Genomic DNA, 13,568 nt, shown 5'->3' with positions numbered 1-13,568 from the left:
GGCGCTATTCAGGACGTTTCGGCATCAACGACGTGGCACCCGCGCCGAGCCCGTAATGCCCGGCCTGGTCGAGCGTGAACTGCTCGGCCACGGCGAGCGCCGTCACCGCCTGGCCGGCGGTCGTGTTGCCGTTGTCCACGGTCGAGATCGACTGGGTCAGCGTGGGGTCGTTGCGGACCGCGGAGATCAGGTTCCCGTCGCTGGAGCCGGTGCCAGCCACCACGACCTGGCTGACCCGGTCGAACTGCACCACCATGGTGACCACCGCGGCGTCCTTCTTGGCGGCGTCCCGGTCGACGTACGGCTGCCCGCTGACCACGACGACCGCTTCGGCCGGTCCGGTGACCTCCTGCTCGACGGTGATGTAGCCGGCGTCGCCGTACGCGTCGAGCAGCGCCGCGAGGTCCGCCGGTTCGACCGCCGGCGGCTCCTCCCGGTCGACCAGCGCGCTGGCCAGCAGAGCGCTGGAGGTCTCCACCCCGTCGCTGTTGCCGGGCAACCCGGTGGTGGGGATGGTGGGGCGGGCCGCCGCCGTGGCGAGCTCCAGCAGCTCCACGCTGTTGTCGGGGTTGACGAACTTGTCCTGCACGTCGATCCGGCCGGTCAGCGTCGCTCCGGCGAGGTCGAGCGCGGCCATCACGCCTTCAGCGTGGTCCCGACCGCTGGGCAGGCAGATCACCAGCAGCCGGCGGCCGGCCAGCTTGTCGGCGAGCAGGATCGGCGCGGCCTCGGCGACGAAGTCCTCCTCGCGGTTGACCTCCTCGCGCAGCGAATTGACTGTCTCCCGCAACTGCGTGTTGTCCTTGCGGAGCGCATTCACGTTGTCGCTCAGAGAATCGGCAACCGGGCCGTTCAGCGCAGCGGTGCCGACCACGAGGCCGATCGCCAGGGCGAGGAACACCGCGGTGAGCGACACCACGTGGTAACGGAAGTTGATCACACTTGCCGCCTTCTCCGATCCGTCTGCGCTGACCAGAAGTTTCGGCCGCGCTAGAAGAGCTGACCCAACTGGAAGACGAAATTGTCCCACCACTCGGATGCCACCCCGAGATAGGCCTTACCGACCGTGGAAACCGCCACGGCGGACGCCATCGCGGCGATCGCGGAGAGCACCAACAGCAGCAGCGACGAGCCGGAAATGCTCTGCCGGTACAGCCGGCTCACCCCTTTGGCATCGACCAGCTTACCGCCAACCTTCAACCGGGTCAGAAAAGTGGAGGCCATCCCGCCCCGCCCCTTGTCGAGGAACTCGACAAGGGTGGCGTGGGTACCGACCGCGACGATCAACGACGCGCCCTTCTCGTCGGCGAGCAGCATGGCGAGATCCTCGCTGGTAGCCGCCGCCGGGAAGGTCAACGACTCCACCCCGAGTTCGCGGACCCGGTCCATGCCCGGCGCCCGGCCGTCGCGGTAGGCGTGGACGACCACCTCGGCGCCGCAGCGCAGCACGTCGTCGGTGACCGAGTCCATGTCCCCGATGATCATATCGGGGGTGTAGCCGGCCTCGACCAGCGCGTCCGCTCCCCCGTCCACGCCGATCAGGACCGGCTTGAACTCGCGGATGTACGGCCGCAGCACGTCCAGGTCTGCCTTGTAGTCGTAGCCCCGGACCACGATCAGGCAGTGCCGGCGGGCGATCCTGGTCTCGATGTCCGGTACGCCGACCCCGTCCAGCAACAGGTCCCGTTCCTGTTTGAGGTACTCCATCGTGTTGGCGGCGAACGCCTCCAACTGGACCGAGAGTCCTTCCCTGGCCTCGGCCATCGCCCGGGCGACCGAATCCGCGTCCTGGCGTACCCCGGACGTCACCTGGTCGTCGCCGACGAAGACCTCGGCACCGTCGACCCGCACCGTGTCGCCCTCGCGGATCTTCTCGAACGCGTCCTCACCGAGGCCGTCGACCAACGGGATACCGGCCTGGATCAGCACCTCCGGACCGAGGTTCGGGTACCGGCCGGAAACCGACGGCTTGGCGTTGAGGACCGCGGCCACGCCGACGGCGACCAACGAGTCGGCCGCGACCCGGTCCAGGTCCACGTGGTCGATGACCGCGATGTCACCCGGCCGGAGCCGACCGACAAGGCGCTTCGTCCGGCGATCGAGCCGTGCCGTGCCGGAGATCGTTCCAGGCTCGGGATTACGAGCCCGGCGCAAGGTGGGTAAACGCATCCCTACCATCCTGGCATGTTGGGCGGTGAACACCGACACGACATGCCCGCTGTGCCACTACCGGCAGGTCAGACACACCGGGCCGACCCCGACAGGTCAACCCCGTCGATCGCGAGCGGCGACCGCGAGCAGCTCCTCCGCGTGCGCGAGACCCAGATCCGAGTCGGGTAGCCCGGCGAGCATCCGGGCGAGTTCCCGCGCCCGGTCGGTGTCCTCGACCATCCGCACACCGCTGGTCGTCACCGCCCCCCCGGTGTCCTTCGCCACCACGAGATGCCGGTCGGCGAACGCCGCCACCTGCGGCAGATGCGTCACCACCAGCACCTGATGGCTACGGGCCAGCCGGGCCAGCCGACGACCGATCTCCACCGCCGCCTGCCCACCCACCCCGGCGTCGACCTCGTCGAACACCAACGTCGGCGGGCCTCCGGCGCCGGCGAACACCACCTCGATGGCAAGCATCACCCGGGAGAGCTCACCGCCGCTGGCCCCCCGCTGCAACGGCAGCGGCGGCGCACCCGGATGCGCCAGCAACCGCAACTCGACCTCGTCGGCGCCATCCGGGCCGACGCCGGCGTCGACACCGTCGACGGTCAGCGTCGGCTCGCCCCGGCCCGCCGGCCGGGCGAGCACCGCGACCTCGATCCGTGCGTGCGGCATGGCCAGCCCGGCCAGCTCCACGCTCACCAACTCGGCGAAACGCGCCGCCGCCTGTCGGCGGGCCGCCGACACCCGGGCCGCCAGCTCCGCCACCTCGTCGGCCAGTCGGGCACGTTCCCGGTCCAGCTCGTCCAGCAGCTCGTCGGAGGTGTCCAACTCGGCCAACCGGGACCGGGCCCGCTCCGCCCAGCTGATCACCCCGTCCACGTCGTCGGCGTACTTGCGGGTCAGCCCACGCAGCGCCATCCGCCGCTCGTAGACCACCTGCAGCCGCTGCGGGTCGGCGTCCAGTGCCGCCAGGTACCCGGACAACTCCGCCGCCACGTCGCCGACCAGGGTCGCCGCCTCGGTCAGCCGGGCCGCCAGCTCACCGAGCGCCGGATCCACGGCGGCCTGTGCCTCCAACGACCGGCGGGCGGTACCGAGCAGACCGGTCGCGTCCGGCGTGTCGTCGGCCGGTTCGGTACCGCCGGCGAGAGCGAGGGCGGCGAGCTGGGCGGCGGTACGCAGCCCTTCGGCGTGTTCCAGCCGTTGCGCCTCGGCCTTGAGTGCGTCCTCCTCGCCCGGCTGCGGATCGACCCGGGTGATCTCGTCGAGACCCAGCCGGAGCAGGTCCGCTTCCTGGTTACGCTCACGGGCGTTGCGCCGCCGGTCGGCCAGGTCGTCGCTGATCTGGCGCCACCGGCCGTACGTCTCCCGCATGGCCGCGAGCAGCTTGTCGTGGTCGGCCCCGGCGAACCGGTCCAGCGACGCCCGCTGCTCAGCCGGGCGCAGCAGCCGCAACTGGTCGGACTGCCCGTGCACGGCGACCACCTGAGCACCGATCTCGCTCAGCACCGACACTGGCATACTGCGGCCGCCGATGTGCGCCCGGGACCGACCTTCGGCGGTCACCGTTCGGCTGAGCAGCAGAACATCGTCCTCGTCAGGCTCGCCTCCGGCGTCGACGACCCGCTCACGCACCACGGCTCCGCTGGCACCAACCAGCCGCAGCCGGCCCTCGACGACCGCCCGGCCAGGATCCGCTCGGACCCGCCCGGCGTCGGCTCGGCCACCGAGCAGCAACCCGAGCCCGGTAACCACCATCGTCTTGCCGGCCCCGGTTTCACCGGTGATCACGTTCATGCCGCCGGTCAACGGCAGCGTGGTGTCCTCGATGACGCCCAGCCCGGTGATGCGCAGCTCTTCCAGCACAGCCACCGACAGTAGTAGCGGGCCGCGACGTTGACTACCCGGGGCGGTCAGCGCCGGTTACCCCGCCAACCGTTGACCGGCAGATCGAACTTGGCGACCAAGCGGTCACTGAACGGTCGCGGATGCAGCCGGACCACCCGCACCGGCAGGTCGCCCCGTTGGACTGTCACCCGCGCGCCGGGCGGCAGGTCATAGACCCGCCGACCGTCGCAGCAGAGCACCGCGAACGTGGTGTACGGATCGACGGTGATGACGAAGGTGGAGCTCGGCGCGGTCACCAGCGGCCGGCTGAACAGCGCGTGCGCGCTGATCGGCACCAGCAGCAGCGCCTCGACCTCGGGCCACACCACCGGACCGCCGGCCGAGAACGCGTACGCGGTCGACCCGGTCGGCGTGGCGCAGACCACCCCGTCCGCGCCGTAGCGCGACAACGGTCGGCCGTCCACGTCGACCATCAGCTCCAGCATCTGGGCGCGCTGCCCCTTTTCGACACTGATCTCGTTCAACGCCCACGAGTCGATGGTGACGCCGTACTCCAACTCGGCCCGCACATCCAGGGTCAACCGTTCGTCCACCGTGTAGTCCCGGGCCACCACCTGCCGGACCGCCCGGTCCAGATCACCGATCTCCGCCTCGGCCAGGAACCCGACCTTGCCGAGGTTGATCCCGAGCAGCGGGGCCTTCGCCGGGCGAGCCAGCTCTGCGGCGCGTAGGAAGGTACCGTCACCGCCGAGCGCAAATACGATCTCCACCCCGTCGGCAGCCGCCGGACCACCGACCGGGTGCACCCCGGGCAGATCCAGATCGTCGGCCTCCTCGGCGACCACCCGTACCTCGAAACCCGCCTCGATCAGGTCGGCGGCGACGGTCCGGGCATGATCGGTGCTGCGCCGCCGACCGGTGTGGGTGACCAGCAGCGCCGCTCTGGCACCGCGGGGTGCCACCGGCGCCCCGCCGGTCGGGACTGTCGCGTTCACCGCGCTCCACCTTCTTCCGTGGCCGGACCGGCGTCGACGATAGCCCTCACCCGGAGCGGGTCGACGGGCGGCGCGTCGGCCCGGAACCAGACGAAGAATTCCACATTTCCCCGCGGACCGGGTAGTGGACTGGCGACCACCGCAGACACGCCGAGGCCGAGTTGGGCACCGGCCTGCGCGACGGCGAGCACCGCCTCGGCCCGCAACTGCGGATCGCGCACCACCCCACCGGAACCGACCCGCTCCCGGCCGACCTCGAACTGTGGCTTGACCATCAGCAGCAGATCGCCGTCCGGCTCGGTGCAGGCAACCAACGAGGGAAGGACCAGCCGCAACGAGATGAACGACAGATCCGCCACGGTCAACCCGGCCGGGCCGCCGATCCGGTCGGCGGTGAGGGTACGGACGTTGGTTCGCTCGTGGACGCGTACCCGTGGATCGCCCCGCAGCGACCAGGCCAGCTGTCCGTAGCCGACGTCCACCGCGACCACCTCGGCCGCGCCTCGCCGCAGCAGCACGTCGGTGAAGCCGCCGGTCGAGGCCCCGGCGTCCAGGCAACGCCGGCCGGTGACCGTGACTGCGGTCCCGGTCAGGGCGCCGATCAGCTTGTGCGCACCCCGGGAGACGTAACCGTCCGCCGGGTTCTCACCGAGCAGCCGGACGGCCTCCGCCGGGTCGACCATCGCAGCGGCCTTCACGGCGGCGACTCCGCGCACTTCCACCCGCCCGGCCGAAATCAACTCTGCGGCCTGTTCGCGGGACCGCGCGAGCCCGCGGCGGACCAGCTCCACATCGAGGCGGTTACGGCGTGCCATGCGACTCCGGGGAGGATCTCGGCCGGTCAGGCCTGGTCGATGGTGGCGAGGGCTTCCTGCAGGGTTCCGTGCGCTGCTTCGAACTGGGCGATCTGGTCGGCGGGCGGCAGACCAGCGGCATTACGGACCGCCTCGATGACCGCGTCGACCGCCGGGTGCCCGGTCCGGGTGTCGGCACTGCCGTCGGTGCCGTCGACTGTGCCGTCCGCTAGCGCGATGGTCGCGACGGGTGGCGCCGGTACGACCCGGACGCCGGGTGGTGGCCCCGGTACTGGGCCGGTCACTGCCCACCTGCCGGGCCGTCCGCGGACCTGCGGCCCACCGTCTTGCTGGCCGCAGCCTTCTTCGCCACGGCTTTCTTGGCCACGGTCTTCTTCGCCACCGGCTTACTGGCCACGGCTGGTTCGGCCGACGGCGGAACCGCCGCCTCGGCCGTTGCGGCGGCGGCCGAAGCTGCAGCCACCCGGCTCCGGGCCTGTTCCATCTCGGCCTCCAGCCGGTCGATCCGGTCCCGCAGCGCCACGACCTCCTCGGCCTTGACCAGTCCCACCACACCGAGTGCCCGGTCCACCTCCACCCGCACCAGCCGGGTGAGTGACTCACGGTTCGCGGTGCCGGCCGACAGCAGGTCCTCCGCCACCGCCTGTAGCTGGGCGGCGGTCGCCCCGCCCTTGCCGACCAACGACCGCGCGGTCTGCTCGGCCTTCTTCCGGGACGCCTCGGTCAGGCCGAGGGCCAGTTCCAGGTACGCCCGCCAGGCGTCACGCATGGTCCGACTCCTTCACCGCGGAAATGTTCGGTTGACACGCTACCGGGACGCGACGCCGCAGTGCGGTACGGTGCCTGTGCGCAACACCGGTCGGCGGTGTCCGGCCGGGCCGCCGCGACCCACACGAAGCCCGGGAGGTGCGATTGTGGCCAGCGTCGACGAATGTCGGCAGGCACTGCGGGAGCTCGCCACCCGGCTCGACGGCAACGCCGACCAGGTGCGCGAACGAGTCAACCTTGACCGTACCCTCGCCTGCCGGATCACCGATCTCGGCACCGCGTTCCACGGACGGCTGACCGATGGTCGTCTTGTCGACCTCGCCGACGGGGACGACCCGAAGGCCAAGATCGCAATGAGCATCGGCAGTGACGACCTACTCGCGCTGGTCCGTGGCGACCTCGACGTAGGTCGCGCGTTGGCGGCCCGACAACTGTCGGTCAGCGCCAGCCCGTTCGACCTGCTGAAGCTCAGGAAGCTGCTGTGAACCGCCCCGCTCCGTGGCCAGGTCCGCCGGCCCGGCTCACCCGCCGACCCGGTCCCCGGTCAGCGTAGGCCGCGTCCCGCGGCGAATCACCTCAGCGCGTCGGGTCACGCCAGCGCCAGGTCACGCAGCGCCGATTCGGCTACGGCGGACCCGGATCGCACCTCGGTCACCGGGTCACCCTGCCAGGCGTGCCGGCAGAGTATCCGCAGCGCCTGCGCGCTGTCATCGCCGGTGCCGTCGAGGACGAGCACCGCCGGGCCGTGGCGGTAGGCCTGCCACCCGGCACCGTCCGTCGGGTCGTCGTCGATTGGCCGGGCGGCATCGGCCGCGAACAGGCCGGCGAGGTCCGCCGCCAGGTACGTCGGCCGGCGTGCCGGCGGGGCGGCCAGCAGTTCCCGAGCGTCGCTGATCCCGGTCAACACGAGCAGACTCGCCATGCCGGCGCGGTTCGCCCCTTCGATGTCGGTATCCAGCCGGTCACCGACCACCAGCGGCCGTTCGGCACCAGCACGCCGAGCGGTACCGACGAACAAACCCGGTTCGGGTTTGCCGACGACCTGGTCAGGCTCCCGGTTCAGCGCCGTGCGCAGCGCGGCGACCAGTGAGCCGTTACCGGGCAGTGGTCCCCGGGCACTGGGCAGGGTCCGGTCGGTGTTCGTCGCCACCCAGTCGGCACCGCCCCTGATCGCCACCGATGCCTCTGCCAGGTCGGCCCACCCGATCCCGGGGCCATACCCCTGAACCACCACCGCAGGCTTGTCATCGGCCGACGCGACCAGGGCCAACCCGGCTTCGGTGAGCTCGTCACGCAGCGCGTCCGCGCCCACCACCAGCGCCTTGGCACCTGGACCGTACTGCTGTGCCAACAGCGCGGCGGTCGCACCGGCCGAGGTCACCACCTCGTCGGCAGTTGCCGACACTCCCATGCCACTGAGCAACGCGGCGACGTCGGTCGAACGTCTGGAGGCGTTGTTCGTCGCGTACGCGACCGGCAGGCCGGCCTGCCGCAGCCGATCCACTGCCTCGACCGCCCCGGGGATGGGCCGGTCGATCAGGTAGATCACCCCGTCGAGATCAAAGATCACCAGATCGTATGCGGCGGACAGCCCACAGCGCGGAGCGGTGGCGTCGTCGGTTCGGGTCATCAGGGCCGCTCTTCTTCCGCGCTCAGGGGAGGTGAGCTGCTGGGGTGCGACGTGGCGGCCGGCTCGTCGTCGGACTCATCGTCGGACTCGTCCTCGGTTAGCAGCACGCCGTCGATCTCCAGAAGGCGCTCGGTCGCGTCGGTTGCTGCCTCCGCGTCGGCCTCGGCCGCTCGGGCGAACCACTCCCGGGCCTCGTCCTTACGCCCGGCGCTGAGCAGCGCGTCGGCGTACGCGTAGCGGAGCCGGCAGACCCAGGGGTCGGCGGACTCCACGGCCAGCTCCCGGACCTGCAGCATCGCCACCGCTGCAGCCGGCTGGCCAAGATCGCTGCGGGCACCTGCAGCCACCATCAGCAGCTCGACGGCGGCAGCGGGGTCCAAGCCGGCGCGATCCGCGCCACGGTAGATGTCGATCGCCCGCTCCGGCCGGCCGAGGGCGCGTTCGCAGTCGGCCAGTACGGCGAGGTGCGTCTGACGTCCGGTCATCCGGTGGTAGGTCCGGAGCTCAGCCACGGCGGTCTGCCACTGCCCGGCCCGGTAGGCGGCCAGCCCGACCGCTTCCCGTACCGCCGCGATGCGGGCGGCGAGCCGACGTGCCGCCAGGGCGTGGGCGAGCGCCGTCTCCGGCTCCTCGTCGAGCAGCTGGCCGGTGGCGACGAGGTGCCGGGCCACCGTGTCGGCCACTGGTCGGGCCAGCCCGAGCAGTTCGGCCCGGATCTCGGTGTGCAGATCGGTGGCGAGGATGTCGTCGGACAACTCCGGCGGCGGCGTCCGTTCGGCCGCGCGGTCGGCACCGTCCTCGTCGCGCCGACGGTACGGCGCGGCGGAGGCCTCCGGGGAACGGTCCCGTCGGAAGGGCCGGTCGGTCGGACCGTCCGTACGCCTACGGAACTGCCCCGGCGCGCCGTCGTCACGGGACCGGCCGGCGTCACCGAATCGGGGGCGCCGTTCCTCGGAGCGGGGGCTTCGCCGGTCAACCGGTCGGCCGGGGGTCGAAAAGCTGCCCGACCGGCGATCACCGTAGGAACGGTCGCGCCGCTCGTCTCCCTGCCCGGCGCGTCGGTCACCGCCCCGCTGCTCGAAGCGCCGCTCATCCCGTCCCCGCCCAGCATCGAAGCGACGCTCACCGTCGGCATGCTGTGCGCGAGGTCCCCCGGCCCGGAACCCGCCACGGTCGGGCCGACGGTCGCCACCGTCCCCACCCGTGGTCCGGCGGTCGCCGCGGAAGCCGCGGTCGTCGCGGGGCCCGCTGCGGCGGCCGTCGTCGGCCCGGTGCCCACGGTCGCCGCGGAAACCGCCGGTTCGGTCCCCCGCAGCGCCACCGGGTTCCCCTCGGCCGCCCCGGCGGTCGTCGTCACGGCGGCTGGCCGGCTCCCAGTCGCCGCGTCGGTCCCGGTGCGGCGCCCGTGATGCGCTGTCATCGCGTCGCCGGAAACCGCCATCGTCGCGGCGGCGGAAACCGGACGGTTCGCGGCCTGAGCCGGACTCGTCGCGGCGCACGTAGCCACGGTCACGGCCGCCGGCCCTGCGGTCGTCGGGCTGTCGGCGGTCACTGTCCCAACCGCCCCGGCGGCGGTCACCGTCGTTACCGGTGGCACCACTTCGACGCTCGTCGGGGAACGGTTGCCGGCGGTCGGAACGGAACTGCCCCGCACCGCGCTCACCACCGCGCCGCCCGGTGTCGTGGCCGTCCCGGCGCGGGGTCTGGTCGCCACGGTCGGCTCGGCTGCCGCCGTAGCCGCGGCTGGAGCCGCCGGCACGACCGGATCGTTCGTCGGCGCGCCGAGGTCGGTCGCCATCCTGCCCAGTTGGGTTCACGACTCCATCCTCCCTGATGCCGCCCAACCGAAGTACGGCGGGCAGACACAGTTGAGGGCCGCTCCCCGCAGGGAGCGGCCCTCAACTGTAAAGATGTCCGGCGGTGACCTACTCTCCCACACCCTCACGAGTGCAGTACCATCGGCGCTGGAGAGCTTAGCTACCGGGTTCGGAATGTAACCGGGCGTTTCCCCTCCGCCATAACCGCCGTAACCCTAACAACAAACCAAACACACACAAGTGTTCGTTTGCCCAGAATCACACAGTGGACGCGTACATCTTCGAAGTCAAGTCCTCGGCCTATTAGTACCGGTCAACTGAACCAGTTACCTGGCTTACATCTCCGGCCTATCAACCCAGTCATCTACTGGGAGCCTTACCCCACAAAGTGGGTGGGACACCTCATCTTGAAGCGAGCTTCCCGCTTAGATGCTTTCAGCGGTTATCCCTTCCGAACGTAGCCAACCAGCCGTGCCCCTGGCGGGACAACTGGCACACCAGAGGTTCGTCCGTCCCGGTCCTCTCGTACTAGGGACAGCCCTTCTCAAGTATCCTACGCGCGCGGCGGATAGGGACCGAACTGTCTCACGACGTTCTAAACCCAGCTCGCGTACCGCTTTAATGGGCGAACAGCCCAACCCTTGGGACCTGCTACAGCCCCAGGATGCGACGAGCCGACATCGAGGTGCCAAACCATCCCGTCGATATGGACTCTTGGGGAAGATCAGCCTGTTATCCCCGGGGTACCTTTTATCCGTTGAGCGACACCGCTTCCACACGCAAGTGCCGGATCACTAGTCCCGACTTTCGTCCCTGCTCGACCTGTCAGTCTCACAGTCAAGCTCCCTTGTGCACTTACACTCAACACCTGATTGCCAACCAGGATGAGGGAACCTTTGGGCGCCTCCGTTACCCTTTAGGAGGCAACCGCCCCAGTTAAACTACCCACCAGACACTGTCCCTGAACCGGATCACGGTCCGAAGTTAGAAACCCAAATCAACCAGAGTGGTATTTCAACAACGACTCCACCGATACTGGCGTACCAGCTTCACAGTCTCCCACCTATCCTACACAAGCTAATTCGAGTACCAATGTCAAGCTATAGTAAAGGTCCCGGGGTCTTTCCGTCCTGCCGCGCGTAACGAGCATCTTTACTCGTAATGCAATTTCGCCGGGCCTGTGGTTGAGACAGTAGGAAAGTCGTTACGCCATTCGTGCAGGTCGGAACTTACCCGACAAGGAATTTCGCTACCTTAGGATGGTTATAGTTACCACCGCCGTTTACTGGCGCTTAAGTTCTCAGCTTCGCCCCGAAGAGCTAACCGGTCCCCTTAACGTTCCAGCACCGGGCAGGCGTCAGTCCATATACATCGAATTACTTCTTCGCATGGACCTGTGTTTTTAGTAAACAGTCGCTTTCCCCTGGTCTCTGCGGCCATACAACGCTCCACCCGAAAAGAGCTTCACGTCTCCGGCCCCCCTTCTCCCTAAGTTACGGGGGCAATTTGCCGAGTTCCTTAACCACAGTTCGCCCGATCGCCTCGGTATTCTCTACCTGACCACCTGTGTCGGTTTGGGGTACGGGCCGCTAGAAGCTCGCTAGAGGCTTTTCTCGGCAGCATAGGATCACTGACTTCACCTGAATCGGCTCGGCATCACGTCTCAGCCTCACGCACCACGGATTTACCTATGATGCAGCCTACACGCTTACCCCGGCACAACCACCGGCCGGGATCAGCTACCTTCCTGCGTCACCCCATCGCTTGACTACTACCCGCCAGGTTCCCGCGCTCCCTCAGATCAGTCCGAAAACCTCACCAAGTTCGGGCAGTTAGCACAACGAGGTTCATCATGGGCGCTCCTTCGCGGGTACGGGAATATCAACCCGTTGTCCATCGACTACGCCTCTCGGCCTCGCCTTAGGTCCCGACTCACCCAGGGCGGATTAGCCTGGCCCTGGAACCCTTGGTCATCCGGCGGAAGGGTTTCTCACCCTTCTTTCGCTACTCATGCCTGCATTCTCACTCGTGCCGCGTCCACAGCTGGGTCACCCCGCTGCTTCACCCCCGGCACGACGCTCCCCTACCCATCCACACACCTGCACCAACCCAAAAAGGATCAGCGAAGTACACGCGTGAATGCCACAGCTTCGGCGGTGTGCTTGAGCCCCGCTACATTGTCGGCGCGGAACCACTTGACCAGTGAGCTATTACGCACTCTTTAAAGGGTGGCTGCTTCTAAGCCAACCTCCTGGTTGTCTAAGCGACCCCACATCCTTTTCCACTTAGCACACGCTTAGGGGCCTTAGCTGGTGATCTGGGCTGTTTCCCTCTCGACTACGAAGCTTATCCCCCGCAGTCTCACTGCCGCGCTCTCACTTACCGGCATTCGGAGTTTAGCTGATTTCGGTAAGCTTGTAGGCCCCCTAGACCATCCAGTGCTCTACCTCCGGCAAGAAACACGCGACGCTGCACCTAAATGCATTTCGGGGAGAACCAGCTATCACGGAGTTTGATTGGCCTTTCACCCCTAACCACAGGTCATCCCCCAACTTTTCAACGTTGGTGGGTTCGGCCCTCCACGCGGTCTTACCCGCGCTTCAGCCTGCCCATGGCTAGATCACTCCGCTTCGGGTCTAGAACATGCGACTCAAACGCCCTCTTCAGACTCGCTTTCGCTACGGCTACCCCACACGGGTTAACCTCGCCACATGCCACTAACTCGCAGGCTCATTCTTCAAAAGGCACGCCGTCACCCCGAAAGGCTCCGACGGATTGTAGGCGAACGGTTTCAGGTACTATTTCACTCCCCTCCCGGGGTACTTTTCACCATTCCCTCACGGTACTCGTCCGCTATCGGTCACTAGGAAGTATTTAGGCTTACCAGGTGGTCCTGGCAGATTCACGGCAGATTTCAGGGGTCCGCCGCTACTCGGGAACATCCACAGAAGACCAGAAGTTTTCACCTACCGGACTATCACCGTCTACGGCTGGCTTTTCCACACCATTCAGCTAACAACTGGCTTTATCACTTCTCGACCGAATGTCAGTCCGATCAGCAGAGTCCCACAACCCCGACCACGCAACCCCTGACAGGTATCACACGCAGCCGGTTTAGCCTCATCCGCTTTCGCTCGCCACTACTCACGGAATCACTATTGTTTTCTCTTCCTGCGGGTACTGAGATGTTTCACTTCCCCGCGTTCCCTCCACACACCCTATGAGTTCAGGTGCAGGTGACACCACATGACTGATGCCAGGTTTCCCCATTCGGACACCCTGGGATCACAGCTCGGTTGACAGCTCCCCCAGGCCTATCGCGGCCTCCCACGTCCTTCATCGGCTCCTAGTGCCAAGGCATCCACCGTTCGCCCTTGACAACTTGACCACAAAGATGCTCGCGTCCACTGTGTAATTCTCAACAAACGACCAACCCGCAACCCCCAGCCCCACACCAGCACCACCACACACGATGGCCGGTATGCAAGACCAGGCCGCGCCTGGCACCAGAGACAACAACCCACCACGTGGCCTGTTC

At 67.9% G+C, this 13,568-nt stretch carries 10 protein-coding genes, 2 rRNA genes and 1 pseudogene; 2 read left to right on the top strand and 11 right to left on the bottom strand.

Annotated features, from left to right (window positions below; translation table 11 throughout):
- Nucleotides 1-4: 4 nt before the first annotated feature.
- The 7 genes from O7553_RS10690 to O7553_RS10660 all read right to left on the bottom strand — a co-directional run bounded on the left by O7553_RS10690 (nt 5) and on the right by O7553_RS10660 (nt 6,584).
- Nucleotides 5-940: a copper transporter gene (locus O7553_RS10690; protein WP_281554644.1), complete on the bottom strand. Its 936-nt coding sequence runs from the start codon at nt 938-940 to the stop codon at nt 5-7.
- 50 nt (nt 941-990) lie between these two features.
- Nucleotides 991-2,169, bottom strand: a complete 1,179-nt coding sequence (steA, locus tag O7553_RS10685) for a putative cytokinetic ring protein SteA (RefSeq protein WP_281554643.1) — start codon at nt 2,167-2,169, stop codon at nt 991-993.
- A gap of 96 nt (nt 2,170-2,265) precedes the next feature.
- Nucleotides 2,266-4,023, bottom strand: coding sequence for a DNA repair protein RecN (gene recN, locus O7553_RS10680; protein ID WP_281555565.1), 1,758 nt, complete (start codon nt 4,021-4,023; stop codon nt 2,266-2,268).
- 47 nt (nt 4,024-4,070) lie between these two features.
- The gene (locus tag O7553_RS10675; RefSeq protein WP_123604586.1) at nt 4,071-4,967 is read right to left on the bottom strand and encodes an NAD kinase; all 897 of its coding nucleotides are present in this window, start codon (nt 4,965-4,967) and stop codon (nt 4,071-4,073) included.
- Between the two features lie 29 nt (nt 4,968-4,996).
- The gene (locus tag O7553_RS10670; RefSeq protein ID WP_281554642.1) at nt 4,997-5,815 is read right to left on the bottom strand and encodes a TlyA family RNA methyltransferase; all 819 of its coding nucleotides are present in this window, start codon (nt 5,813-5,815) and stop codon (nt 4,997-4,999) included.
- A gap of 26 nt (nt 5,816-5,841) precedes the next feature.
- Nucleotides 5,842-6,099, bottom strand: a complete 258-nt coding sequence (locus O7553_RS10665; protein WP_281554641.1) for a hypothetical protein — start codon at nt 6,097-6,099, stop codon at nt 5,842-5,844.
- Nucleotides 6,096-6,584: a hypothetical protein gene (locus O7553_RS10660; protein WP_281554640.1), complete on the bottom strand. Its 489-nt coding sequence runs from the start codon at nt 6,582-6,584 to the stop codon at nt 6,096-6,098. Before O7553_RS10660 ends, O7553_RS10665 begins: the two co-directional genes overlap by 4 nt.
- Before the next feature lie 145 nt (nt 6,585-6,729).
- Between O7553_RS10660 and O7553_RS10655 the strand changes: the two genes are divergently transcribed.
- Nucleotides 6,730-7,068: an SCP2 sterol-binding domain-containing protein gene (locus O7553_RS10655; RefSeq protein ID WP_281554639.1), complete on the top strand. Its 339-nt coding sequence runs from the start codon at nt 6,730-6,732 to the stop codon at nt 7,066-7,068.
- Between the two features lie 104 nt (nt 7,069-7,172).
- On the opposite strand, the gene O7553_RS10650 is transcribed toward O7553_RS10655, so the two are convergent.
- Both O7553_RS10650 and O7553_RS10645 read right to left on the bottom strand, forming a co-directional pair.
- Nucleotides 7,173-8,213 carry an HAD-IIA family hydrolase gene (locus O7553_RS10650; protein ID WP_281554638.1) on the bottom strand — a complete coding sequence of 347 codons (1,041 nt, stop codon included), beginning with the start codon at nt 8,211-8,213 and terminating at the stop codon, nt 7,173-7,175.
- Between the two features lie 77 nt (nt 8,214-8,290).
- Nucleotides 8,291-8,884 (bottom strand): annotated as a pseudogene (locus O7553_RS10645) (Replicase polyprotein 1ab); the annotation flags it as partial.
- Nucleotides 8,885-8,935: 51 nt separating this feature from the next.
- Here O7553_RS10645 and O7553_RS10640 point away from each other — a divergent pair.
- Nucleotides 8,936-9,622: a hypothetical protein gene (locus O7553_RS10640; protein ID WP_281554637.1), complete on the top strand. Its 687-nt coding sequence runs from the start codon at nt 8,936-8,938 to the stop codon at nt 9,620-9,622.
- Between the two features lie 503 nt (nt 9,623-10,125).
- Here the strand turns inward: O7553_RS10640 and rrf are convergent.
- Together rrf and O7553_RS10630 are read right to left on the bottom strand one after the other, a co-directional pair.
- Nucleotides 10,126-10,242: ribosomal RNA gene (gene rrf / locus O7553_RS10635) — 5S ribosomal RNA — on the bottom strand.
- 71 nt (nt 10,243-10,313) lie between these two features.
- Nucleotides 10,314-13,418 (bottom strand): 23S ribosomal RNA (locus O7553_RS10630).
- Nucleotides 13,419-13,568: the final 150 nt, after the last annotated feature.

Source organism: Solwaraspora sp. WMMA2059 (assembly GCF_027497315.1).
GTDB lineage: Bacteria > Actinomycetota > Actinomycetes > Mycobacteriales > Micromonosporaceae > Micromonospora_E.
This window is presented reverse-complemented; position numbering and strand designations above follow the sequence as displayed.